Raw genomic sequence first — 25,052 nt, forward strand, 5'->3', positions numbered from 1 at the left:
TCATGTAAAAAATCCTTAAATCCTAATTAAGAAAATTCTACTTTTAAATGCAATTATTTGCTGGGGGGATTACCGCACCCGTCATTTCCACCAAAGAAGTGTCAGCGTAGGTAATGGCTGTTTGCTCCATCAGATTTTCGCGGGTAATGGTTTGTCCCGGCAGTAACGTGGTTCCCCAGCGAAATCCTGGAGAAAATGCAATTTCGGCGTCTTTCACCTGCATCAGTGCTTCAACGATTAACTGATCCCAGGAGCCGTTGAAATTGCCACGACGATAGAGCAATTCCTGATTCTCGGCGATAGGTTCGCGCAGGCGTGATTCGAATGGTGCCCGTACCTTGTCAATGACGGCTTGCATGCCTGAGTCGGCAGGCAACAGTTCAGAAAAGACCGGTAGCAAATGATACCGATAGTCAGCTACGCGACCATGCTTGACGTCAAAATCAATGACGGCAAGAAACTTGCCGTGGGAGCCAGCGTTGGTGACGATGGTTACGCCACCAGGGTTTTTAACTACACTAGGTACTGGCACACCGTCGTGGGTATGTCCGCCCAGTATCATGTCGATACCCGTAATACGACCAGCTAATTTCAGATCGATGTCCATGCCATTGTGCGAAAGCAATATGACAACTTGCGCACCTTTGTTACGTACTTCGTTCACCGTCGCCTGCAGGCGGACTTCATCAATGCCGAATTCCCAGCCTGGCGTGAAGTGCGCACCGTTAGCCCAGGGTGTGTAGGGGAACGCCTGGCCGATAATGGCAACCGGGATGTCATGCTGTTCGCGGATGACGTACGTATCAAACACTGGCACTGCACTGTCTTCATGCACGATGTTCTGGGCAATAAAAGCGATCTTGTCCTTGAAATCATTGTTGACGACATGCAGGACGCGTTCAGCGCCGTGGGTAAACTCCCAATGTCCGGTCATGACATCGACACCCAGCTCTAGCGAGGTTTCCACCATATCCTGCCCCGCAGTCCACAGTGCCGTGGCGGAACCCTGCCAACTATCACCGCCATCCAGTAGCAAAGCATTGGGGCGGCTTGCCTTCATGCGTTTGACCAGAGTGGCAAGGTGCGCGAAACCACCTACTTTGCCATAGGCTCTGGCCGCAGCGCAAAAATCCAGATGTGAGAACGCGTAGGCTTGACGACTGCCGGCTTGAATTCCATACGCGGTCAGCAGCGGCATGCCGACCAGATGCGGTGCTTTACCCTTGGTACTGCCAACTCCAATATTAATACTGGGTTCACGGTAATAAATGGGCAGCAACTGAGCGTGACAGTCGGTGAAATGTAACAGATTGACGTTGCCAAAAGCCGGGATATCGTAGAGTTGCTCTGCGCTATTTAGCATATTCGCATCGGTGGGCAGGTAAATTTCCATGTGGCAGTCTTGGGTTAGGAAAGCGCATTAAAATCCGCGTGGATATCTGGCACCACCATCGGTAATGCCATGTGAGTTTATGATTTAAGAAATGCCAGCAGGTCTGCATTGAGTTGTTCTTTATGCGTGTCGGCGATGCCGTGGGGTGCGCCTGCGTAGATTTTCAGGGTTGCATGCTTGACCAGCTTGGCAGAACGTAGCGCTGAGGCAGCTATGGGCACAATCTGGTCGTCGTCGCCGTGCACGATCAGTGTCGGTATGTCGAATTTCTTGAGGTCTTCAGTAAAATCGGTCTCGGAAAATGCCTTGATACAGTCCAGCGTGTTTTTGTGGCCCGCCTGCATGCCCTGCAACCAGAACGAATCGATCATGCCTTGCGATACCTTGGCACCGGGCCGGTTCGCGCCGAAGAACGGGCCGCTGGCAATGTCTTTGTAGAGCTGCGAGCGGTCGGCGATAGCCCCCTGGCGAATTTCGTCGAATTTCTCTATCGGCATGCCGTCAGGATTAGCTGCGGTTTTCAACATTAGCGGCGGAACGGCAGAAATCAGCGCGGCTTTGGCTAAGCGTTTGGTGCCATGGCGACCGATATAGCGGGCAACTTCGCCACCCCCCGCAGAGAAGCCGATCAGTACTGCATCTTTCAGGTCCAGCGTCTCCATTAGCATGGCCAGATCATCGGCATAGGTGTCCATATCGTTGTGGTTCCACGACTGGCTCGAACGGCCATGGCCGCGGCGGTCGTGGGCAATGCAGCGATAGCCGTTGGAGGCGAGGAACACCATCTGCGACTCCCAGCTATCCGCACTGAGCGGCCAGCCGTGACTGAATACCACCGGCTGGCCATCGCCCCAGTCTTTGTAGTAAATCTGAGTTCCATCGGTTGTTGTGATCGTGCTCATAGTCTGTATCCTTAATCAGCAATTTACAGGTGCGTACTACGTCGTTATTGAGGGGTATAGGTATGGCACAACCCTAGGCAAAACGCGCAGAATCAGGCAACCATTGTTTACCGCTAACAGATGAGTACACTTAAAAGTGTGATTGACTTTACGAGGTTTAAGCGGGTAAGTCTGTACGGTAGCGAACGCTATCTTTGATTGCAGATGGATGATAAGCAAGGAATCCGGGGCCAGATTCCGTCTTGAAGAACAAGCCCGGTTACTGAGCCGGAAATCCCGCGTTAACTTCTACATTGCTATCCCGGTTAAGAATAGGCATTCGGGCTTACGCAACGACTTCCACATGGTAACCCGTGTATTTGCGGATATTAATCACGCCTATATCAAAAATCAGATACTGGCCCTTGATCCCGAGCAGGGTGCCGCGAATTTCCGGGGTTTTTTCCAGATTCAGCGAAGTGATTTTGGTGGGGTAGTGCAGCACAGGGTAATCAATATTGACGGTTTCGCCTGAGGTTAGCGGCACGATGGCGTCCATCCCGAAACGTGCTTGCGTTTCAGCTATGCCTTGTGCGCACAGTTCAAATAGCTGGTTGCGCTTTTCTGCCAGATCGGCCGGCTCCGGTTCGCCTTTCAATAGCGCTCGCCAATCTGTTTTATCCGCAATGTGCTGCTTCAGAATGACTTCCAGCACACCTGACTGCAAGCGCGTGGCTACCTTGAATATCGGCAAGGCCTGAGTTGCCCCCTGATCGATCCAGCGCGTTGGCAACTGGGTTTCCCGGGTGATGCCGACTTTCATGCCCGAAGAATTCGCCAGGTACACATAATGGGGGCGCATGCAGTGTGTGATGCCCCATTCAGGTTCGCGACATGTGCCTTGCGCAAAATGACATAACTCCGGCTTGATGATGCAGGAGTCGCATTGCGCCAGCGATTGCATGCAGGGAAAGCAATAACCCTGACTGAAGCTTTTGCTGGTTTTTCTGCCACACGCTACGCACTGAATCAGGCCGGAATAACGCAGCGTCAATACTTGGCCCAGAAGCTGATTCATGCCTAGCCGCTCGCTGCCGACCGGCAGGGTGTATGCCACGGGTGACGCAAGCTGGCTTGCCATTTTGCTAAGATTGCCGCTAATCATGGTGAGTTGTTATGCTGAACTAAAGAGGCTGCTATTTTCCCATTAACTTGCAGGCAGCGGAAATAAATCGGAACTAAGCCACGTCTGGAAAACGGGAGCAGGACGTGCATTAAAACATGCCGGGCCTGTTTTTGCGCAGGGGACTTTATTACTCTGACGGTCTGCGTGCTGCGCCAAAAAACTCACTCATCAGAAAATCTTCCAGCCCGGCGTTGTCGGCCAGACGTGCCGATAAGGTCACGGTGCGGTTCAGGCGGTACGATTCCCAGGTGAAGTCGCCATTGTGCCGGTCGCGGATGATGCTGATCATCTTGCGGATCATGGCATGTTCGACGTCAGTGTTGGCATCGGCTTCAACGGTAATGGATTCACGTAGCGGGCTGGTATAGGTGTTGCCCCAGCCGCGGAACAGGAAGGTGCCGGTACGCGAACCCATGCGTTTGATCTGGAAGATGCCGCCTCCGCCTTGTGGTTGCAGGTTGCGCTTGATATTGGCCATGCGGATGTCGTCGGCGCTGGGTGGCGGTGCTGCGCTGTCACCGGTGTCACCTGATTCAGCGGCTCGCCGCGCCCGGACAGCATTGATATAACTGGCCATGTCGGTGGGCGCTGCGTTTGGAGCAGGTGCTGGCGTGGGTGTGGGTACCGGGATGGTAAATGGCGTTTGCGTCTTGGCAGAAGCGGATTGCGTAATTACTTTCTGCGGGCGCGGTGTGGTTGTTACAGACTTTTGTGTGTGGCGTTTTGGTGTAGCGGGTGGCTGAGCTTTGCGCTCCGAGATGGGCGTCTTCGGGGTCAATGGTTCCAGTTGTACACTGAGTGTGGTATCCGCCACTGGCCGCATGTCGAGTTCCAGATGCTGGCGATTCACCAGATACAGTGCCAGCGCATGCACCAGCAAGGATGCAACGATAGCGATCAGCAGTTTGCGGCTGATGCGGATCTCCAGATAGGCTTCGCCACGCGGGGCGGGCGCAGTTATCCAGGCATATTCACTGGCGATTTCGGCAGTGGTGTTTTGCTTATTGGCGGATTTTATTGGCATGGGTAAGCAAACATGGTGCGGATATCAATGCGTAGATTCGATATGGTCAAATCGTACGCTGCTTCGTATTTTGCGCTGATTCGACACCATGTACTCATGCTGCGTTCAATAAATTTCGCGCGTTTCCAGGAATTTTACATCCGGGAAGCGTTCCTGCGTCATGGTCAGGTTGACACGGTTCGGTGCCAGATAGACATACTGGTTAGCCCCATCTAGTGCAACGTTGAAGCCGTATTTGTCGACCAGTTGCTTGAGGTCGGCTTCCGAGCCGCGTAACCAGCGCGCCGTGGCAAATTCGCAACCTTCAAACAGTACGTCAACACCATATTCGAACTCAAGACGATGCGCCACCACGTCAAACTGCAGCGTACCCACCGCACCCAGAATCAGGTCGTTGGAGGAGATAGGGCGGAACAGCTGGGTAGCGCCTTCTTCGGCCAGTTGCTGCAGGCCTTTTTGCAACTGCTTCATTTTCAGCGGGTTCTTGATGCGGGCTTTGCGGAAGAATTCCGGCGCAAAGGAAGGGATGCCGGTGAACTTCAGATTTTCGTTTTCAGTGAAGGTGTCGCCCAGACGGATGGTGCCGTGGTTGGGGATACCGATGATATCGCCAGCATAGGCTTCGTCGGCGGTATTGCGGTCCTGCGCCATAAAAGTGATAGCGTTGTTTACGGCCATGAGTTTGCCGGTAGAAATCTGCTTGATCTTCATGCCGCGATCGAAGCGGCCGGAACACACGCGCAGGAAGGCAATACGGTCGCGGTGTTTTGGGTCCATATTGGCTTGAATCTTGAACACGAAACCGGAGAATTTTGCTTCTTCCGGCTCCACCTGACGTGATTCGGTGGCGCGGGGTAATGGGCCCGGCGACAGGTCGACCACGGCATCCAGCATCATCTGCACGCCGAAGTTGTTGACGGCGGAACCGAACAGCACGGGAGTCTGTTTGCCGGCCAGATAGGCCGCCGCATCAAAGGTGTGGGATGCGCCGCGTACCAGTTCAATATCGACACGCAATTCATCCGCCTGATCCTTGCCGATGAATTCATTCAGGCGTGGATTATCCAAGCCCTGAATAATTTCACTGGTGCCTTTGTCTGCCTGCGGATCAAATACCAGCACGGTGTCGTTATACAGATGGTATACGCCGCGGAAACGCTTACCCATGCCGATAGGCCAGGTCATCGGCGCGCATTGCATGCCCAGCACCGATTCGATTTCATCCAGCAGTTCGATAGGCTCGCGGCCTTCACGGTCAAGCTTGTTGATGAAGGTGATGATAGGGGTGTCGCGCATGCGGCACACGTTAAGCAGCTTGATCGTTTGCGCTTCCACACCGTTGACCGAGTCGATCACCATGATCGCCGAATCAACTGCAGTCAGTGTGCGATAGGTGTCCTCGGAGAAGTCTTCGTGACCGGGGGTGTCGAGCAGGTTGATGATGTGTTCGCGGTAGGGGAACTGCATCACCGATGAAGTCACCGAAATGCCGCGTTGCTTTTCCAGTTCCATCCAGTCGGAAGTGGCGTGGCGACTGGCTTTACGTGCGCGCACTTCACCGGCGACCTGAATCGCCCCACCGAACCACAACAGCTTTTCCGTGAGCGTGGTTTTACCCGCGTCAGGGTGGGAAATGATGGCAAAAGTACGGCGGCGGCGAATTTCTGATTCGATAGACATGGGCTGGCAGGTAGGCAAACAGGCAAAGGCGAGATTATAAACTAAAGGCGACACTAAAACAGCGAGTTATCTGCCCCGGAGCGTGTGCTTGAAACTATAGTGCGGCTGATGCGAGGTATTGGTCGATAAAAGCCCGGGTGATGTCAAAGTCGTCTTTGAGCCTGGTCAGGTGCGAGTGTGCCTGCGTCCAGTCGGCAGCTTCTATTGCGTCTTCTATGGTCGCGCACAGCAGTGCTGTGCTCTGGGCGCTGATGTAGGCCGCCGCGCCTTTTAGTTCGTGGGCGTAACGGGTTGCATCAGGGTTTTGCTCAATGATGCCTTGTTCAAGTTGCGCTATCAGCGGCGCGCTGCTGCTCAGGTATAACCGGAGCAGTTCGGTAATCAATGCATCGTCCTGGCGGAATAGCTGCTGCAGTTTGGCTAAATCCAGCGGAGGTGTCACAGTTGTATCGGGTTTGCCCAGCCAGTGATCGAACAGTTTGATGAGGTCAGTTTCCAGCACCGGCTTGCTCAGGTAATCCTGCATGCCTGCGCTCAGGCAATGCTCACGGGTGTCCGGCTGCGTATTCGCCGTCATGGCGATGATGGCGCCGGTGTGCGGCGCTTGCTGGCGTATGGTGCTGGTGGCGGCAAAACCGTCCATTTCCGGCATCTGGCAGTCCATCAGCACCAGATCATAGTGCTGGTCGTTGCAGCGTTGCACAGCTTCTTTGCCGTCGGCTGCGGTATCGGCTTGCAGCCCCAGCGATTGCAGCAGGTGGTACATGACTTTGCGGTTGATGGCATTGTCGTCAACGACCAGTATATGCTGGCTGGCATACTGGTGTGTGGTGATGGGGGTAGTGGTGTCGATATCAACCGCCTGCGCCAGCGTGACCGGCAGGCTGAACCAGAAACAGCTGCCCTGGGTGCGGTGGTCGTTTACGCCTATCTCGCCGCCCATCAGCTCGATAAGTTGCTTGCTGATGGTGAGACCAAGACCGGTGCCGCCGTATTTTCGCGTGGTGGAGCCATCTGCCTGGGAGAATGCCTGGAATAAGCGTAGCTTGGCTTCATCTGAAATGCCTATGCCATTGTCTTCGACGCGCACGGTCAGCAAATCCTGGTCAAATTCTGCAGAAATGCGTACAGCACCGGCGCTAGTAAATTTGATTGCGTTATCAATCAGGTTGGTCAGCACCTGGCGGATGCGCCAGGGATCGCCGAAAATGAATTGTGGCACGTTGGCGGCGATATCCAGCGCGAAATCCAGATTCTTTTCTGCGGCGCGCAGATTGAATAATTGCGCGGTGTCGCGCAGATGCTGATGCAGATCAAACGCAATATGCTCGATATCGAGTTTGCCAGCTTCGATTTTGGAGAAATCCAGAATGTCGTTAATAAGTTTGAGTAGGGTCTTGGCGGCGTTGTCTACCGTGCTGGCATATTCATATTGTGTTGCGTTCAATGGTGTTTTGAGCATGAGTCCGCTCATGCCGATAATCGCGTTCATCGGCGTGCGGATTTCGTGACTGACATTGGCGACGAACTCGGCCTTGATGCGGACGGCTGCGAGCGCGGCATCACGTGCCTGTTGCAAATTCTGTTCGGTTTGGCGACGTTGGGTAATGTCGCGCATGATCGCCTGTATCATCGGCTGATCCTCGATGCGCATGGCATACATGGCGATTTCCGCGGGGAAAATTTCGCCATTGCTGCGTATGCCGTACCACTCAAATGCATAGTAGCCATCTTTGCGCACGCGCTGGATGGCTTCTTTGGCAACGGTCTCGGCGCTGCGGCCGTCAGCCTGTATCGGCGCGCCTAGCAGATGTGGCGGCCGGCGGATAAATTCATTCACCGTATTTATCTTGAACATGGACAGTGCGGCAGGATTGCAGTCGGTAAAGCCGCTTTTGCCGATGATAATGATGGCATCGGAATTGGCTTCGAACAGGGTCTGGTATTTGAGTTTTTGTTTCTCGATTTCATCGGCCTGGCGGCTCGCGCGTCGGGTAACAAAAACAGCGATGAATAAACCCACGAACCCTGCGGCTGTACCCATCGCAATGACGAAACTTCTTGTCTGGTCATATGTATTGAAAGCGGCCACGGCAGCGTCGGCATTGGCGCGGCGCTGTACGGCCAGCAAATCGTCGAGTGCCGTCAGGATTTTTTTCTGTGCGGGGATAGTGCTCTTCTGTAACAGTGCCAGCGCTTCGGTATTACGTTGATCCAGTGCAAGATTTGCCGTGTAAACACCGAGCGGTTGCGCTATTTTTGCGTATTCGCTAATTTCTAACAGGCGTCTTTGTTCGTCTGCATCCAGGGGGCTCAGATTCAGTGCCTGTAAAGCCTGGCCGAAGCGTACGCTGTTTTCGTGAAATTCATACAATTCGTCATTCTGTTCGAATGGCGTGGTATTCAGCACCAGCGAATGCAGCGTAATAGTGCGGTCGCGGAGTGCGTCACGCATGATGGTGATCAGTTCGGTTTTGTAGTTGTTGACCGTGACGATTTTTTCCAGCTTGGCATTGATCGAGCGCATTTGCGCCAGTCCCAGCAGGGTCAATGCCAACAGCAATACCAGCATGAGACCGAAACCAATCGTGAGACTGAGTTTGAGATTGATCTGTTTCATTTAGCCGGCTTGGTTATTCAGTCGCAGCGACAGCGTCAGGTATGGCGGAGATGGCAGAGATAGGGTTGAGCAGGCGGCGGGCGCCATTGAAACTGTTTGTCCAGTAGGCATCATCCAGATGCGAAATCATCACTACGCCGGTTTTGCTGCTGGCCGCGTGAATAAAGCGATTGTCGCCAAGGTAGATGCCGACGTGAGAAAACGCGTTTTTCATGGTTTTGAAGAACACCAGATCGCCTGGACGCAGATCAGACTTGCTGATTTCGGTACTGATTTTGCTCATGGCCAGCGCGTTGTGCGGCAATTTCAATCCGGCGACTTGGCCAAATACGTATTTGACAAAACCGCTGCAATCCATGCCGGTACTCGGGTTGTCACCGCCCGGTTTGTATACCGCACCCACCAGTCCCATGGCAAATAATGCAAGCTCGGTACGTGTCGGCGTCGTTTTGGTCTGGGCGTCATCAGCCCAGCCTGTCAGACTGGGAAGGGCGAGAGCAAAGATAAGTAACAATTTGATAATACGCATGGTTTGGTAATCTAATCGAATTTTTGCGATTGGTCAAAGAAATATCCAGTCTGGTTCGTCATGTGGTTTTCTATGCCGTGAATTATGCAGGTAGAATGTAGTGACTTAAATTCGAATAGTGGTGTTAGTGCTATGTTGTGGGAAACGTTTAGTGTGGTGCGGGATTTGTCACGCCTGCACGAGATTGCAGCCATCCTGATTAAATATGGTTGGGGAGATTTTGTACGGGTGCTGGGTATAGGCACAGTGCTGGAACGCGCGGGTCGTATATTGCACTGGCATGCTCAGCCAAGCGAGATTAGTCAGTTGGAGCCGGCGATACGCGTGCGTCTGGCACTGGAAGAGCTGGGCCCGACTTTCGTTAAATTGGGGCAAGTGTTAGCGACACGGGTTGACCTGCTGCCGCCGGCATGGATAGTCGAGCTGGAGAAACTGCAGTCGAATGTACCGGCTGTTCCTTTTGAGCTGATCGAAGCTGAATTGATCGCCTTATTAGGTAAACCCATTGATGAAGCCTTTCTGAAATTTGATCGTGAGCCGTTTGCAGCTGCGTCGATGGCGCAGGTGCATCGCGCCGAGCTGTTCGATGGCTCGCGCGTCGTCGTGAAAATCCGCCGCCCTGGTATTGATAAAAAGATCGAAGCAGATTTACGCATCCTGCAGCATTTTGCCCGTCTGATTGAGCACGACATGCCGGAAGCGCGGCGTTATCAGCCGATAATGATGGCTGCGCAATTCCGGCGTTCATTGCGCCGGGAGCAGGATTTATTGATGGAGGCGCATAATATTGATCGTTTCCGTCAGAATTTTGCCGGGGATGAAACAGCGCATATCCCGCAAGTCTATTGGGAGTACACCTGCGCTTCGATGAATGTGCAGGAAGAGTTGCGGGGTATTGCCGGCACCGATCTGGCAGCCGTGCGCGCAGCGGGGATGGATACGCCGTTGCTGGCATCACGCGGCGCGGATATCGTGTTGAAAATGATCTTGGTGCATGGCTATTTTCATGCGGATCCCCATCCCGGTAATGTGATTTATTTGCCGGGTAATCGTATCGGGCTCATTGATTTTGGCATGGTGGGCCGGTTGACCGATTACCGCCGCCAGCAGTTGGTGAATTTGCTCGATGCGCTTGCGCACAATGATGAAGAGGCTATGTTGCAGGTGTTGATGGACTGGACCGGAGACGGCGAGGTCGACGAAGCCAAATTGGGAGCCGATGTCTCGGAACTATTATTCAGTTACGATAATCTGCAACTCAAGGACGTTAAAATCGGGGCGATGCTAACCGAGATTGCCGGATTGATACGCGAAAATTCGCTGGTGCTGCCCGCTGATTTGACGCTGCTGTTCAAGGCGCTGATTACGCTGGAAGGTCTCGGGCAGCAACTGGATCCCGAATTTCATCTGGTTGATCACCTTACGCCATTTGTGCGTGGCGTGATTGCCGAGCGTTATACGCCGGAAGCCTTGATGAAGCGCGGCCGCCGGAGTCTGAAAGATGCATTCGAAGTAGTGTCGGGCCTGCCACGCGATCTGGCGCGGCTGATGCGTGAGGCACGGCGCGGCCGGCTGCGTATTGATCTCGATCTGAAACGGCTGGATCAGTTCGGCCAACAGCTGGATCGCGCCAGTAATCGCATTACCATGGGGATATTGACCGCTTCACTGGTGATCGGCTCGTCCATAGTCATGACGGTAGATGGCTGGCGTTTTATGGGCTTCATCGGCTTCCTGTTGGCATTTTTGAATAGTTTATGGGTGATTTTGTCGATTTGGCGGTCTGGTAATTAAATATATAACAGACTGGCTTGATAGTCTTTTTGTAGCGTGGGATGTGTAGTCGGATAGGATACTGTGAAGCCTTATGAATTATTTATCGGGTTGCGATATACCCGAGCCAAGCGGCGTAACCATTTTATTTCTTTTATTTCGTTGATTTCCATGTTGGGTATCGCACTCGGGGTCGCCGCCCTGATAGTGGTGCTGTCGGTAATGAACGGCTTTCAGGACGAGCTGCGTAGCCGAATTTTGGGTGTGGCGGCGCATATCGAAATCACCGGATTCGATAATACGCTGGCAGACTGGCAGCAGGTTTCGGCGCAAAGCCGTAAATTGTCAGAGGTGCGGGCGACGGCACCGTTTGTCACCGGGCAGGGGCTGATTGCCTATGATCAGGCGGTGCAGGGCGCAGTGGTGCGCGGCATATTGTCAGACGCAGAGGACAGCGTTGCCGATATTGGCCATAAAATGAAGGTGGGCAAGCTAAGTGCGCTGCGACCGGGCGAATGGGGTATCGTGCTGGGTGCTGATCTGGCTCGTTCTCTGGGGGTGCAGATGGGGGATAAGGTCACCGTCATCACGCCACAAGGGCAGGTTACGCCAGCAGGCATGGTGCCGCGTCTCAAGCAGTTTACCGTGGTGGGTCTGTTCCAGATCGGCATGTTTGAATATGACTCGGGGCTGGCGCTCATCGCCATGCAGGATGCGCAGAAACTGTTCCGTACGGGTGATAAAGTGTCTGGCGTGCGGCTGAAAATAGATGATCTGTATCGTGCGCCGCAGGTTTCCGAGCAACTTACCAAAACCTTGACGGGTGATTATTACATCCGCGACTGGACCCAGTCACACAGCAATTTCTTCCGTGCGGTGCAGATGGAAAAGCGCGTCATGTTCGTGATTCTGTTGCTGATCGTCGCAGTGGCAGCATTCAATATTGTGTCGACGCTGGTAATGGTAGTGACCGACAAACAGGCTGACATTGCTATCCTGCGCACGCTGGGCGCATCGCCGCTGAGCATTATGAAGATATTCATGGTGCAGGGTGCGGTAATCGGCATCATTGGCACTGCGCTGGGTCTGGTGAGCGGGATACTGCTGGCACTGAATATCGGCGTGGTGGTGCCGTTTATCGAGCACACTTTCGGCGTGCAATTTCTGTCTGCCGATGTGTACCAGATCAGCGAACTGCCATCCAAGCTCGACTGGCATGATGTCGGCGTGATCGGCCTGGTGTCGCTGGCACTGTCATGGCTGGCAACGCTGTACCCAAGCTGGCGTGCATCCCGTACTAATCCGGCGGAGGCTTTGCGTTATGAATAAGCCTATTATTAGCTGTCAGGCACTGACTAAATCGTACATTCAAGGCAAGACCGTGGTGTCAGTGCTGAATGGCATAGACATTACTATTGAAGCCGGTGAGCGTGTCGCGATCATGGGAGCGTCCGGTTCCGGCAAATCGACTTTGCTGCACCTGCTCGGTGGTCTGGACAGTGCGACCAGCGGCATCGTCAATATCATGGGACAAAACATGCAGGGCATGAGCGAGGTAGCGCGGGGTGAATTGCGTAACCATTCCCTGGGCTTCGTTTACCAGTTCCACCATTTGTTGCAGGAATTCACCGCGCTGGACAATGTTGCCATGCCTTTGCTGATCCGCCGCATGGCACCGAAACTGGCGCGTGAGCAAGCGGCAGAAATTCTGCACGAAGTCGGGCTGGGCCATCGCCTGACCCACACTCCCGGTGAATTATCCGGTGGCGAGCGGCAACGTGCAGCCATTGCCCGCGCGCTGGTGACTCGCCCGGCCTGTGTGCTGGCTGATGAGCCCACGGGCAATCTGGATCGTCATACCGCTGAAGGCATACACGATTTGATGTTGAAACTGAATCAGCAGCACGGCACCAGTTTTCTGATCGTTACCCATGACCCCGAACTGGCCGGCAAAATGCAGCGGGTATTGCGTTTGAACGATGGCATGCTGGTCGCAAATTAACAGGGCATAACACCATGAAAAACACCATAGATGTGCATGTCGCATTTGATTACAAGGGCGAGTCCTATGCGCCGCAGATGACGCTGGATCTGGATGCGCTCATGGAAGGCGAAGGTGGGTTTTCCTCAGTGTATATGCTGCTGGCCAAAGTGCATGGCATCGATACCTATTCGTATCAATATGAAATCATGCAGGATACGGACCTCATATTCGATAATGCACAAGGCCTGGCAGCAACATGCCTGGATAATGGTGTGTTCGATCAGGCAGCGTTCGTTGCCAGATGGCGTGATGACCAAGTGCTCGGTTTGCTGCAACCGCTGGTGCAACGAGAACTGGGCATAGCTGATTTGTCGGAGCATGCAGGCCTGCAGAGCGTGTTGTTGCAAACATACCATCTGGGCGCGCAGAGTGTGCGTTAGGCAGCCCTAAAAACGGTAACCCAGAGCAAACAGCGTCATCTGGTTCTCGGTGAAGTTCACATAAGGGTCGTAGGCAACGCGCGCAAACCACGGCTCGAAATCGTAAGTCAGCGCTAGGCCGTTTCCTGATACATAGTTACCAGCAGTACTTTGCCCGCTTTTGTGAGTCATATCCAGGGTCAGCCGTTGCTGGTGCGCCAGTTCCTTGCGTGCCAGTAAGTGGGTGACGCGCTGTCCAGTCCCTAGCCGGTCATCCAGAATGGTAAATAACGATAGCTCGGTATTCGCAATGGCACGCGTACCCACGCCTAGTGTCACGGCGTCATTCGGGTCGAAATTGAGATTGTAGTAATCGCGCAGATTGGTTCGTCCCCAGCCCAGTATGGCATAGGTGTTGCCACCGATTTCCGCGCTAAGCGATCCTCCCAGAAACCCGCGGGTAGCTATCTGTGCAGATGTTACTGTGCGCACATAACCAAAATCAGCATGATTCTCGTAACCCACCCGAGTCTGTGCAAAGCCCTGATGATCCTGGTAATAACCTATCCACGCATAATGCTGCGTGCCGTATTCAGCACGCAGATTCATATCCGCGGCGTTGTTGCCGTCACTGATACGGTAATACGAGGGTGTGAGTTTGAAAGTCAGAGCAGGATCCTGCGCTGATTGTGCCAGGGCGCTCCTGGTGAGAAATACACCAAAGATGGCTGCCAGGATATGGGTTTTCATGGATGCGTGCCGTGAAATATGTGTTGTTGTCGCACTGGAGGAAAATTAGAAAATTATAATGAACTAATTTCTTTGTGTCTGATCGAATTTGACGTTGCGCGTCAGCCTGACTGGCCTGTATGGCCATAACTGTCCAAGTATAACGCTGTGCTTTGACAAAATATCAATCAAAATCAATACAAGGTGATCTTTACATGAATAAAATCCTGAAGTTCCTGTTGCGTGGCATGATGGTTGCGAGTGTTTGTCTGTCTGTTCATGCGGTAGCTGCTGATGCCAAGCCTGTTGCTGGCGAAGGCCAAATTACGATTGATGTGCCGGTTACACTGAAAGCAGCGAATGTGGTATTCAATATGGATCACATTGCCCTCAACGGTGATTTGCCGATTGGTATGAAGTACATGGAGTTGCTGCACAAGAAAATGAAGGCGGATAAAACAACCGGCAATATTATCGGTATATTTCACGGTCCGGCAGCCTACATGACGCTGAACGATCAGGCTTACAATGCCAATCGTAAAGTAACGACAGGCAACCCATATAAGGGAATGGTTGAGAGTCTGATAGCGTCAGGTGTGCAGATTGAAGAGTGCGCAGTATCCATGAAGGGCAATAACTGGACTAATAAAGACCTGTTACCAGGTGTGAAAGTGAATACGGGTGCAATTGGTCGCCTGATCCAGTTGACTCAGGAAGGTTACGTACAGATACAGCCGTAAAGGATCACAGCAGCGGTACGCGTGTCCGGAAATTACCGGAGTTGCTGCCGCTGCGATCGTATTGAATTGCATGCAAGGGTTTTGGCGCTGTCAGGTCAAGCTCGCTTATTTATATGTTGATTCAGATATACCAACTGCTATGAACTTTCGTTGCTTGCAGTTATCATACGCCCATGACTAAATCCTGGAAAAATATCATGCTGGTAATGTGCCTGGCGCTGCTGCAAAGCATTGCGCCGCTGTTGCACGCCCATGTCCATGATTTATCGATACCCGGGAAAATTCATTTTCATACGCTGGAAGTCGATGTGGCTGATACGCCCGTTGATACTGGTGTCTATCAACTCAAAAACCATCTGGCTGACGAAGATGCCATCGGCATGGAATCCGTCGGTAAGAACGAGTTTGATCTTAGCGTGATGGACTTGACGGCGATAGTCAGTCGTATTCTGGTAGCGCTGATTCCCGTCACTGCTGTGTTTATTGCTGATGCGCCTGTCTACATGGGTGCGTCATCTTCCCCGCCTTATCTGCGACCTTTCTCTCTCGCGCCCCCCACTGCCACTGCAAATTAATTACACTTGCCCGCTGTTTTAGCAGCGTGCAGTTTCATGTCATTTAATTTTGAGTGGAGGAATCCTCATGCAACGTTTTATTCTTGCTGCTGCGCTAAGCGTAGCAATGTCCGCGCACGCCGCAGATAATCTGGTTTTTAGTCCCAAACAGTTGCAGACGCTGGGGATACGCACCCTGCCGTTAGCCACCTCCAGCCAGCAAGCCAGTCTGGGCTATGCGGCAACAGTAGTAGTCCCACCCACCCAGCAACGTATTGTGGCTGCACCGATGATGGGTTTGCTGACGCGAGTATGGGTGACGAGCAATACCCAGGTTAAAGCCGGTCAGCCGCTGGCCACGCTGGCCAGTCCGAGTCTGGCAGAAGCGCAGGGCGGTCTGGTTCAGGCGGCGGCACAGGCGCAACTGGCGCGCGGACAGATGCAACGCGATGACCAGTTGCTGGCCGATGGCATTATTCCGCAGTCGCGGCAGCAGGCAACGCGCGCCGCTTATCTGAGTGCCAACGCCATGCTTACTCAGCATCGCCAGTCATTGCGCATGCTGGGCGTGCCAGCGGGCACCATTGCGCAAATGGAGCGTGGTCAGGCGAATACCGCCGAATTAAATCTGGTGGCACCGATGTCGGGCGTGGTGCTGGAAGTGAATGCCGCTGCCGGACAGCGGGTGGAAGCGGCAACTGCTTTGTTCAAGATCGCGCAAATGCATCCGCTGTGGCTGGAAATACAGGTGCCGAGCAACGCTGCTGCTGGCATAAAATCTGGGGATCAGGTGAATGTGGCCGGGCGCAAGGTGACGGGCCGCGTGCTGTCGGTCGGGCAGTCTGCGCAATTGGCGCAAACTGTACTGGTGCGTGCACAGATTGAAGGTGAGCTGGATGGTCTGGTCAGCGGTCAGGCGGTAGAAGCGCAATTGACAGGTAAAACCAGTCTAGACTGGCAAGTGCCGGTGACTGCGCTGGCTTACAATAAAAATCAGCCATTTGTATTTGTGCGTGATGCGCGTGGTTTCCACCCGGTGGCGGTGAAAGTGCTGTCACAAACGGCCAGTGTCGCTCGCGTAGCAGGCGGCTTCACCAAAAATGATGTGATTGCCGTTCAGGGCGTAGCGCAAATCAAGGCGGTATGGACTGGCGTGGGCGGAGAGGGTGGGGAGTGACATGCTGAATAAACTCGTCGAATTCTCGCTGTCCAAGCGACTGCTGATATTGATATTTACGGCAGTATTAATTGGCGCTGGCTGGATGGCTTTTCAGCAACTGCCGATTGATGCCTTTCCGGATGTATCGAGTACGCAAGTTAAATTAATTATGAAGGCGCCGGGCATGACCCCGGAAGAAGTTGAAGCGCGTATCGTCGCGCCGATAGAAACCGAGATGCTGGGTATTCCCAAACAGCGTATTCTGCGTTCCATTTCCAAGTATGCGCTGGCTGACATTACGATTGATTTTGAAGATGGCACCGATATCTACTGGGCGCGGCAGCAGGTCGCCGAGCGGCTGGCGAATGCGCAGGGCAGTCTGCCGCCGGGCAGTTCGGGTGGTCTGGCACCGATTACCACGCCATTGGGTGAAATGTTTATGTTCACTGTCGAGGGTGGTGGCTTGTCGCTGGAAGAGCGGCGTTCCTTACTGGACTGGGTGATACGTCCGCAATTACGTACGTTGCCGGGTGTGGCGGATGTGAATACGCTGGGCGGCATGGTGCGTACCTTTGAAGTCGTGCCTGACAATGCGCAACTGGCCGCACGCGGCGTTCAATTGAGTGACCTGCAGCGCGCGCTGGAAATGAATAATCGCAACGATGGCGCCGGGCGTCTGCGTGCCGGTGAAGAAGTGCTGGTAGTGCGGGTAGAAGGTGCGATCAAGACGCTGGATGACGTGCGCAGCATCGTGGTCGGTGATCGTGATGGCACACCAGTACGCGTGGGCGATGTGGCGACCGTGCAAATCGGCAACCTGACCCGTTATGGCGCGGTGACCAAAGATGGTCGCGGTGAAGCGGTTGAAGGGCTGGTGCTGGGCTTGAAGGGGGCCAATGCGCGGCAGGTAGTGGAGAGCGTGCAAGTCAAGCTGGCTGAAATTAATAAAACCCTGCCCAAAGGCGTGCATACCCAGGTATTTTACAATCGCGGCAGTCTGGTAGAGCGGGCCATCGGCACGGTATCTGAGGCGCTGGTTGAAGCCATCGTGCTGGTAGTGGTGTTGCTGGTGCTGTTTCTGGGTAATCTCAGAGCGGCGATATTAGTGGCGCTGGTTTTGCCGCTATCAGCCTTGTTTACCTTCATCCTGATGCGCCAGTTCGGCATGTCAGCCAACCTGATGAGTCTGGGTGGTCTGGCTATTGCTATCGGTATGCTGGTCGATGCGGCGGTGGTGGTGGTGGAGAATATCGTTACCCATCTGGCGCATGACAAGGAAGGTAATAAACTGCAGCTGATTTATCATGCCGTGCGCGAAGTGATTACGCCGGTGGCGTCGGGTGTGGCCATCATCATCATCGTGTTTTTTCCGCTGCTGACCTTGCAGGGGCTGGAAGGCAAGCTGTTTGTTCCGGTAGCACTCACCATCATTTTTGCATTAACCGCATCGTTGCTGCTGTCGCTGACTGTGGTGCCGGTATTGTCATCCTGGCTGCTGCAGCAGGGTGCGCACAGCGATCCGTGGCTGGTACGCAAGGCGATGGCGATGTATCAGCCTATGCTGAACTGGTCACTGTCACATGTGCGTATTGTCGTAGGCGTGGCGTTAATTGCGCTGGCGGCAACCGTGGGTGTCTATACCCAGATCGGCAAGACTTTCATGCCGGTGATGGATGAAGGTGACATTATTCTGCAATTGACGAAACTGCCTTCCATCAGTCTGGAAAATTCAGTTGATATCGATCTGCGCGTGCAGCAAGCCATCATGGCGCGGGTCCCGGAGGTCAAGGGCGTAGTCGCACGCAGTGGTTCGGATGAGTTGGGGCTGGATCCGATGGGGTTGAACGAAACGGATACCTTCCTCGTACTCAAGCCGCGCGATGAGTGGCGAAAGCCGGATAAAGACTGGCTGATCGATCAGCTACGCGCAGTCATGCAAGATTTTCCCGGTGTTACCATTTCTTTCACACAACCGATAGAAATGCGTGTTTCCGAGATGCTGACCGGCGTGCGTGGTGATCTGGCGGTGAAAATATTTGGTACTGATCTGGCGCAACTGAACACTCTGGCGGCCGAGGTGGAGGGTGTGCTGAAAACCATACCTGGAGCACAGGACGTGGTCACGGTGAAGAACGAAGGCGTGCAGTTCATGCAAGTCGAAGTGGACCGATTGGCAGCTGGTCGTTTCGGACTGAATGCCGACGACATCCAGAATGACTTGCGTATACAGATAGAAGGCAAGCCATTGGGCGTAGTGCTGGAAGGCATACGCCGTACGCCGCTGGTGCTGCGTGGCGCGGAGGATGTACGCACTTCGCCGGCGGTGTTTGCGGCGATGCGCATCAGCTTGCCGGATGGACGCACGATCCCGTTGAGTGAGGTGGCGCGTCTGCGGCGCACCGATGGCCCGGTCAAGGTGGATCGGGAAAATGCACGGCGTTACGTCGTGGTGCAGTCCAACGTGCATGGCCGCGATCTGGTCGGTTTTGTTGAGCAAGCAAAACAGGCAGTGGCGGCCAAGGTGAAACTGCCTGCTGGGTACAGCATGGTGTGGGGCGGTCAGTTCGAGAATCAGCAGCGTGCGGCGAAACGTTTGTCTATTGTGGTGCCGATTGCCTTGGGCATGATTTTCCTGCTGCTGTTCACCACCTTCGGCTCGGTACGTCAGGCCTTGCTGGTGCTGACCAATGTGCCATTCGCGCTGATAGGCGGCGTGTTTGCGCTGTGGCTGTCCGGCGAGTACATGTCGGTGCCGGCCTCGGTCGGATTTATCGCCCTGCTCGGTATTGCCGTGCTTAACGGTGTGGTGCTGGTGAGTTACTTCAACCATCTGCTGATGGAAGGCATGGTGTTGCAGGAAGTGGTGGTTGAGGGAGCGAAGCGGCGATTGCGCCCGGTGCTGATGACCGCGATGATCGCAGCATTCGGCTTGCTGCCACTGGTATTCGCCAGCGGCCCCGGCTCGGAAATCCAGAAACCGCTGGCCATCGTGGTGATTGGTGGTCTGGTGACCTCCACACTGCTTACGCTGGTGCTGTTACCCATATTGTATCGCCGCTTCGGCGTTGCCAAACAGGAGGCATAAATGAAAAAATTAATCGTATTGATCGCCTCATTATTCGCGGCACCCGTGTATGCGGACAGCTACCTGAGTCCGCCTGATTTGCCGCCGCTGGCGGCGGTGTCTGCCGCGTTGAATAACACTCCTACGGTACGTGCAGCCACAGCGAATCTGGGGGTCGAATCCGCGAATCGTGACCGGTTACGAGCTGGTGGTTACGAAACCAGTATTCGCCTCAATACCCAGCAGCGGCACACGCTGGTGCCGGACAATAAATATAACGAATGGGACGTCAGTCTGGAGCGGGCGCTGCGCTTACCCAACAAGGCGCGCATTGATAATCAGTTAGGCGAGCAGGGCATGGTGCAGGCGCGCTTTATTGTGGGCGATGCATTGCATGAGTCCGGGCGCATGTTGCTCACCAGATGGTTTAACTGGTTGCGTGAGTATTATCAGAACCGGCAGTGGCAGGCACAGGTCGAGGGCATGAACGAGCAGTTGCGCATTGTGCAGAAACGCGTCAAAGCCGGCGATGCGGCCAGGCTTGATCAGTTGCAGGTTGAGGCGGCGCTGTCGCAGGTCCAGGCGCAGTTGGCCGAATCGGGTTTGCGGCTGGCGATGGCACGTAACGAACTCAGTAGCCGTTACCCTGCGATCAGCATTCCGGCTAACCCGGTCTTGCCACAACCCGAGCCGGTGACCGACGGGCTGGAGGTGTGGCAGCAGCGTACCATGACGCATAACCACGAGCTGGCGATAGCTCATGGCGAGACCGAGCGCTATGGCCTGATGTTGTCACGTAGTGCTGCGGATCGCATCCCTGATCCGAGTGTGGGGCTGCGCTTTGCTGACGAACGTGGCGGTGAAGAGAAAGTGGTGGGCGTCAGCCTCACCATTCCGCTGCCGGGCGGCGGACGCAAGGCCAGTCAGCAGATGGCGGCGGCGAATCAGCTGGTGGCCACCGAGCGTGAGCTGGGTGTGCGTACCAAGATACAGACCGAGACTGCGAATACCTGGCTAGCCACTCAGTCTGCCTATACCGCCTGGCAAGCCAGTGAAACCGCCAGTACCGCGATGCGGCGCCATGCTGATTTGATGGCGCGTGCTTATCAATTGGGTGAAAGTGGCCTCACCGACGTGCTCAATGCACGGCGACTGGCGCAGGAGGCTGAGTTGAATGCGATCAGCAGCCGGTTGGCGGCTGCACAAGCCCGTTATCGCCTGCTGCTGGATACCCACGCGTTGTGGCCGATTGATGCAGATGAAGACGAGGCGGCAAAGTAGTCAGGGTTAGTCTCAAGCTGTAAAAAGGGGGCAATTCATCGACATTAACACCAAACGATGACTTGCCCCTTTTCATATTTACGTCAGCAGATTGACTTGTACGTTCACCCGCAATGATGCTGTTACAGTACTCGCTCCTATAAAGCTGCCCGCGACAGGGGGTACTGCTTCTGGGTCACGCGCAACTGCGACCGCAATATGCTGATTGCCGGTTACTACGCCGGAAGTCGGGTCGAAGCCCTTCCAGCCGGTACCGGGCAGGTATATTTCTGCCCAGGCATGGGTGGTGGCATTACCTGCTTCGGTCGCCGGGGCATGCAGATACCCGCTGACAAAGCGGCCAGCTAATCCAAGGTTACGACAGGCCTCGATGAACAGCGTCGCGTAATCACGGCAGGACCCGCTGCGTTGGGCCAGTGTTTGCGCGGGTGTCTGAACGCCCGCTTCTTCTCGGCTTTGGTAACGAAACTGGTTGCTAATGGCCTGATTCAGCTTTACCAGCAAGGCAAAGGTATCCCCTCCGAGCCCTAGCTGTTTCAGCCATGCATTAATAATCGGTTGTTCATTAATGAAAATTGGCTGTTGAAAAGCGGCAAGTACAACTTGCTCTCCTTCCGCATAAATGAAAGGGAAGTTGACAGCATAATCTTCGAGCAGGAAGTCAAAAGGTGCCTGGCCATAATGCTGGATAATAACTTCACTGGCGATGATCAGTTTGTTTGAAGGCGCCTGAAAATTTACGATTGCCAGCGAGTTATCAAATACATCACGACGCCATTTAATCGTATAGGCAGGCGAAATTTCCAGTTTGGATGTCTCGATGCGCACGTCATGCCCTTCGCGTGGGCGTAACAACAGCCTGTGCGGGTTTAGCGTCACATGGGTTGGGAAAAGATATTCAGTCAGATGTTTAATACGTAATCTCTGCATTATTTTAATCCGGTGCTGTGGCCAGCATCTCGACGCGAACCGACATTTCGCGTGGAGGCAGGGCTGGGCCAAACTGGTTGAATATGGCCACATCGGCGGCGTCGCGTCCATAGGCTACGGTAACGCGGCCACCTTTTGGATAGGGCTGGGTAGCATCAAAGGTATACCAGCGACCACCTACGTAAGCTTCAAACCAGGCATGAAAATCCATGGGCACCAGCTCATGCAGATAACCGACAACCATGCGAGCCGGAATACACAGGCCGCGGCATAGTGCTATGCCCAGATGCGCCAGGTCACGGCATACGCCTTCGCGCTGCTGATTGACCTCTACGGCAGATAACTGATATTGATTGGCGTCAGAGTTGAAGCGGATATGTTCGCGTATCCACGATGTTATTGCCGCGACTTGATCATAGCCTGGCGCGAGTCCAGCCACGATTTCCTGACCAAGGTCAATGAATCGGTCTGATTCGCAATAGCGTGAAGGCAAGAGATAGGTAAGTACCGAATCAGGTAAATTCTGCACATCCTCGAAAGGTGCACCCGGTTGTACGCTGATGGTGTCTGCGGTGAGAATATCGGCTGACGTGCGTATCGAAAATTCGCCCGGTGGCGCGACCAGGCGTTGGCAAAGATTGCCGTAATTGTCCGTGTATTCAACAGCCAGCACACTGGGTTTGAACGTATAGGATTCACGAGCCACCCATTGCTGAGTTCCGCTACGGGGACGCAACATGAGGATAAACGGCGTCGCTATACTTACGTCAAAGGTAATGTCACATCCGGTACGCAGCCACATAGCGGTTTTCCTTTGGGTTACCCGTGCATAGCGCTCGCATCGGGATTAGATACCGTCATGGTAGTGTACTCCGCAGGGTGGCTATCTCCAAAGCATTGCGGCCAAATTGCAGCGTTATGCTGTTTTTCTGAAAATCGCAGCGTAATGATACGGCGGCAATTCGACCAGTGCTTCCAGTACAAAGCCCGCTGGCTCTACAGTTTGTTGCGTCTGTGCGACAGACATGCGCAGCTCGGTGCGCGGGCCGCGCGGTTGACCGAGTACTGGTGTCGTTTCTCGCGGCAGCGGATGCCAGTTGATAATAGTGAAATGGCCAGCGGGTTGCAGGGATGCGGCAATCTCGCGTGTCAGCGCCAGCTTGTCCGGCACGCCGTGGAAGGTGTTGGCGATCAGTACATAGTCGGCTGGCTGTGTAATCAACTGGCTCAGTGCCATCGCATCACCCTGTAGCCAGTCGCAGTTCGGCATGTCAGCACACGTGGCTTGTGCCTGCGTCAGCATTGCCGGGTCCAGATCAAAGCCGATGACCCGTCCCGAATCAATCTGGCGTGCAATAGCCTGGGTGAAATAGCCGTCGCCGCAACCCAGATCGACTACTGTCATGCCTGCGGTGATGCGCAAGGCCTGAATGACGCTATCCGGATCAGGCCATAAGGCGTGCCACCAGTCCTGGTCTGGCATGACGGTGGCGGGAAAGAATGCTTGCTGGGTCATGGTTATTATCGTGAGTTAGTCAGTGGGCGCGTAAAGAGAGCATCATCTTGGTTATCCTGAAGTGAATTGGGCGACACTCATCATTCTGTACGCAACGCGCAGTTTGTCCGGGTTGCTCTGTGGTATCTGATTCAGCAGGGCTAATATGGCACTGCTGAATCATGTCGGTAACTTATTTGGTGCCTGATGATGCCACTAGCGCGGTCAGGAATGCCTGATCATCAAACAGTATTTTCATGCCATTTTCCAGCGCACGGTTGAGTGCAATCCGGGCATTATTGCCGGTGGCGAGTTGGGTGTTAGGTTCAATCCCTTGCGCAACAATCTGTTTGGCATAGAGTAGCTGACCATCTTTAGATTTAACCGTCACCGCCATATTCAGATCCGCGACTGCATCGCCAGAGAAAAAGCCCGTTTTATGATCGTTATAAAACCGGGTCAGGTCGGCTGAGATTTTAACCAGTGCCATGTCCGAGCTTAGCTGAAAGCCGCGCGCCTGCAATTCTTTTTCTATGGCCTTGCGCACGGTAACCGCTACGTCTTCAGTTGCGGTAATCGGCGCCATCTCCATGCCGTAACCATTCTTTTTGCTGCTGACCTTGGTCTTGTCGGTGCGCTGGTCGGCTACCTGTACATTCACCGCAACCTTGTCTGCCCCGGCAATCTTGGCTACGCCAGCTTGCTGGGTGTAGTTCAGTTCAATTTGTTCTGTGGTGAGTGCACAGCCGGACAGGCTGGCAAGTGCTACGCAGCAGGTGAGAGCAAGTATTTTTTTATTCATCATTAAATTCATCCCCGAGGTAATAATCCAGTCAGTTAAGTGTTGCCGGATAAGCATAACTGCCTATTTGTCGGGCTGCAATAGCCACCCTCAGAGTGGTGTTTCTATGTGGGCAAACGTTCTGGTTGCCCACGTTGGATTGATATCAGGCGTAATGTTTAAATATATAAGCAAACATCTGCCCTGGCTGCCGAGGGCAGGAAGCTTGCCGCACCTACCCATTCGGCCACTTCCGGCACAAAATCGGCTTTATCGTAGCCGAATAAATCCACCGTCATCTGGCACGCAACCAATTTTACATCGGCTTCAATACAGGCTGAGCGCAGCTCGGCAATGCTGGCGACACCTTTCTGTTTTAAAGTGCTGTTGAACATGGATTTTGCCATCATCTCAAATCCCGGTACGTTGCCCATGATGGCATTCGGGATTTTCCAGTCTATGCTACGGAACCAGTCAGGGCCTATGGGCATTTTCATCGGCATGGCCGGGTTTCCTAGCGGGGATACGCCAAGCTGCAAGTCTTTCTTCAATAACTCCAGGCCATAGAAGCTGAAAAAGATAGACACATCCCAGCCCAGCGCTGAAGCTGTTGAGGCCAGTATAAAGGGCGGGTAGGCCCAATCCAGCGTGCCCTTGGTGGCAATCAGCGCCATGCTGCTGGTTTTGGTCTCAGCGCGCGCCTGGGTTTCTTTTGCAAACTCCTCCTGAAACCACTGATTAAATCGTTCTCTCTCGGAATTTTCTGTTTCGTCCACAACCGCTAATGATGTTCTGTTCATAAATATGCGCCTTTCAAATTGAGTTGTGCC

The 25,052-nt window shown here is 53.9% G+C and carries 22 protein-coding genes; 9 read left to right on the forward strand and 13 right to left on the reverse strand.

Features of this window, described 5'->3' with window-relative positions; all coding sequences use genetic code 11:
- Positions 1–43: 43 nt before the first annotated feature.
- The 7 genes from soxB to EJE49_RS07560 all read right to left on the reverse strand — a co-directional run bounded on the left by soxB (position 44) and on the right by EJE49_RS07560 (position 9,313).
- Positions 44–1,393 (reverse strand): thiosulfohydrolase SoxB, encoded by a 1,350-nt coding sequence (gene soxB / locus EJE49_RS07530; RefSeq protein ID WP_124949806.1) that lies wholly within the window; start codon positions 1,391–1,393, stop codon positions 44–46.
- Positions 1,394–1,470: 77 nt separating this feature from the next.
- Positions 1,471–2,295 carry an alpha/beta fold hydrolase gene (locus tag EJE49_RS07535; protein WP_124949807.1) on the reverse strand — a complete coding sequence of 275 codons (825 nt, stop codon included), beginning with the start codon at positions 2,293–2,295 and terminating at the stop codon, positions 1,471–1,473.
- A 325-nt stretch (positions 2,296–2,620) separates the two neighbouring features.
- Complete coding sequence (locus EJE49_RS07540) at positions 2,621–3,415, reverse strand: DUF2797 domain-containing protein (RefSeq protein ID WP_124949835.1); 795 nt, start codon at positions 3,413–3,415, stop codon at positions 2,621–2,623.
- A 172-nt stretch (positions 3,416–3,587) separates the two neighbouring features.
- Complete coding sequence (locus EJE49_RS07545; RefSeq protein ID WP_124949808.1) at positions 3,588–4,484, reverse strand: hypothetical protein; 897 nt, start codon at positions 4,482–4,484, stop codon at positions 3,588–3,590.
- A 105-nt stretch (positions 4,485–4,589) separates the two neighbouring features.
- Entirely contained in the window at positions 4,590–6,164 is a 1,575-nt protein-coding gene (locus EJE49_RS07550; RefSeq protein ID WP_124949809.1) for a peptide chain release factor 3, read from the reverse strand.
- 94 nt (positions 6,165–6,258) lie between these two features.
- Positions 6,259–8,784 carry a hybrid sensor histidine kinase/response regulator gene (locus EJE49_RS07555; protein WP_124949810.1) on the reverse strand — a complete coding sequence of 842 codons (2,526 nt, stop codon included), beginning with the start codon at positions 8,782–8,784 and terminating at the stop codon, positions 6,259–6,261.
- A gap of 13 nt (positions 8,785–8,797) precedes the next feature.
- The gene (locus EJE49_RS07560) at positions 8,798–9,313 is read right to left on the reverse strand and encodes a C40 family peptidase (RefSeq protein WP_124949811.1); all 516 of its coding nucleotides are present in this window, start codon (positions 9,311–9,313) and stop codon (positions 8,798–8,800) included.
- A gap of 132 nt (positions 9,314–9,445) precedes the next feature.
- Here EJE49_RS07560 and EJE49_RS07565 point away from each other — a divergent pair, with 132 nt between their 5' ends.
- The 4 genes from EJE49_RS07565 to EJE49_RS07580 all read left to right on the forward strand — a co-directional run bounded on the left by EJE49_RS07565 (position 9,446) and on the right by EJE49_RS07580 (position 13,510).
- Entirely contained in the window at positions 9,446–11,107 is a 1,662-nt protein-coding gene (locus EJE49_RS07565; RefSeq protein ID WP_124949812.1) for an ABC1 kinase family protein, read from the forward strand.
- Positions 11,108–11,170: 63 nt separating this feature from the next.
- Positions 11,171–12,415 (forward strand): lipoprotein-releasing ABC transporter permease subunit, encoded by a 1,245-nt coding sequence (locus EJE49_RS07570; RefSeq protein WP_124949813.1) that lies wholly within the window; start codon positions 11,171–11,173, stop codon positions 12,413–12,415.
- Positions 12,408–13,088: a lipoprotein-releasing ABC transporter ATP-binding protein LolD gene (gene lolD / locus EJE49_RS07575; RefSeq protein WP_124949814.1), complete on the forward strand. Its 681-nt coding sequence runs from the start codon at positions 12,408–12,410 to the stop codon at positions 13,086–13,088. Before EJE49_RS07570 ends, lolD begins: the two co-directional genes overlap by 8 nt.
- Before the next feature lie 14 nt (positions 13,089–13,102).
- Positions 13,103–13,510 (forward strand): hypothetical protein, encoded by a 408-nt coding sequence (locus tag EJE49_RS07580; protein WP_124949815.1) that lies wholly within the window; start codon positions 13,103–13,105, stop codon positions 13,508–13,510.
- A gap of 6 nt (positions 13,511–13,516) precedes the next feature.
- On the opposite strand, the gene EJE49_RS07585 is transcribed toward EJE49_RS07580, so the two are convergent.
- On the reverse strand, positions 13,517–14,239 hold the full coding sequence (locus EJE49_RS07585) for a hypothetical protein (RefSeq protein ID WP_124949816.1): 723 nt from the start codon (positions 14,237–14,239) through the stop codon (positions 13,517–13,519).
- 194 nt (positions 14,240–14,433) lie between these two features.
- Between EJE49_RS07585 and EJE49_RS07590 the strand changes: the two genes are divergently transcribed.
- From EJE49_RS07590 to EJE49_RS07610, 5 genes are all read left to right on the forward strand, one after another.
- Positions 14,434–14,958, forward strand: a complete 525-nt coding sequence (locus EJE49_RS07590; protein WP_124949817.1) for a DsrE family protein — start codon at positions 14,434–14,436, stop codon at positions 14,956–14,958.
- Between the two features lie 173 nt (positions 14,959–15,131).
- Positions 15,132–15,533, forward strand: a complete 402-nt coding sequence (locus EJE49_RS07595) for a hypothetical protein (protein ID WP_124949818.1) — start codon at positions 15,132–15,134, stop codon at positions 15,531–15,533.
- Between the two features lie 67 nt (positions 15,534–15,600).
- Positions 15,601–16,689 carry an efflux RND transporter periplasmic adaptor subunit gene (locus tag EJE49_RS07600; protein ID WP_124949819.1) on the forward strand — a complete coding sequence of 363 codons (1,089 nt, stop codon included), beginning with the start codon at positions 15,601–15,603 and terminating at the stop codon, positions 16,687–16,689.
- Between the two features lies 1 nt (position 16,690).
- Positions 16,691–19,756: an efflux RND transporter permease subunit gene (locus tag EJE49_RS07605; RefSeq protein WP_124949820.1), complete on the forward strand. Its 3,066-nt coding sequence runs from the start codon at positions 16,691–16,693 to the stop codon at positions 19,754–19,756.
- On the forward strand, positions 19,757–21,016 hold the full coding sequence (locus EJE49_RS07610) for a TolC family protein (RefSeq protein ID WP_124949821.1): 1,260 nt from the start codon (positions 19,757–19,759) through the stop codon (positions 21,014–21,016). It begins immediately after the preceding gene.
- Positions 21,017–21,094: 78 nt separating this feature from the next.
- Here EJE49_RS07610 and EJE49_RS07615 read toward each other — a convergent pair whose 3' ends face one another.
- The 5 genes from EJE49_RS07615 to dsrE2 form a co-directional block, all read right to left on the reverse strand.
- The gene (locus EJE49_RS07615; RefSeq protein ID WP_124949822.1) at positions 21,095–21,946 is read right to left on the reverse strand and encodes a transglutaminase family protein; all 852 of its coding nucleotides are present in this window, start codon (positions 21,944–21,946) and stop codon (positions 21,095–21,097) included.
- 4 nt (positions 21,947–21,950) lie between these two features.
- Positions 21,951–22,748, reverse strand: a complete 798-nt coding sequence (locus tag EJE49_RS07620; RefSeq protein WP_124949823.1) for a transglutaminase domain-containing protein — start codon at positions 22,746–22,748, stop codon at positions 21,951–21,953.
- Positions 22,749–22,862: 114 nt separating this feature from the next.
- Positions 22,863–23,462 carry a class I SAM-dependent methyltransferase gene (locus EJE49_RS07625; RefSeq protein WP_223246792.1) on the reverse strand — a complete coding sequence of 200 codons (600 nt, stop codon included), beginning with the start codon at positions 23,460–23,462 and terminating at the stop codon, positions 22,863–22,865.
- 172 nt (positions 23,463–23,634) lie between these two features.
- Positions 23,635–24,246: a YajG family lipoprotein gene (locus EJE49_RS07630; protein WP_223246793.1), complete on the reverse strand. Its 612-nt coding sequence runs from the start codon at positions 24,244–24,246 to the stop codon at positions 23,635–23,637.
- 155 nt (positions 24,247–24,401) lie between these two features.
- Positions 24,402–25,022 (reverse strand): sulfur carrier protein DsrE2, encoded by a 621-nt coding sequence (gene dsrE2, locus EJE49_RS07635; protein WP_124949824.1) that lies wholly within the window; start codon positions 25,020–25,022, stop codon positions 24,402–24,404.
- Positions 25,023–25,052: the final 30 nt, after the last annotated feature.

The sequence above is a fragment of the Sulfuriferula thiophila genome (genome assembly GCF_003864975.1).
Lineage (GTDB): Bacteria > Pseudomonadota > Gammaproteobacteria > Burkholderiales > Sulfuriferulaceae > Sulfuriferula > Sulfuriferula thiophila.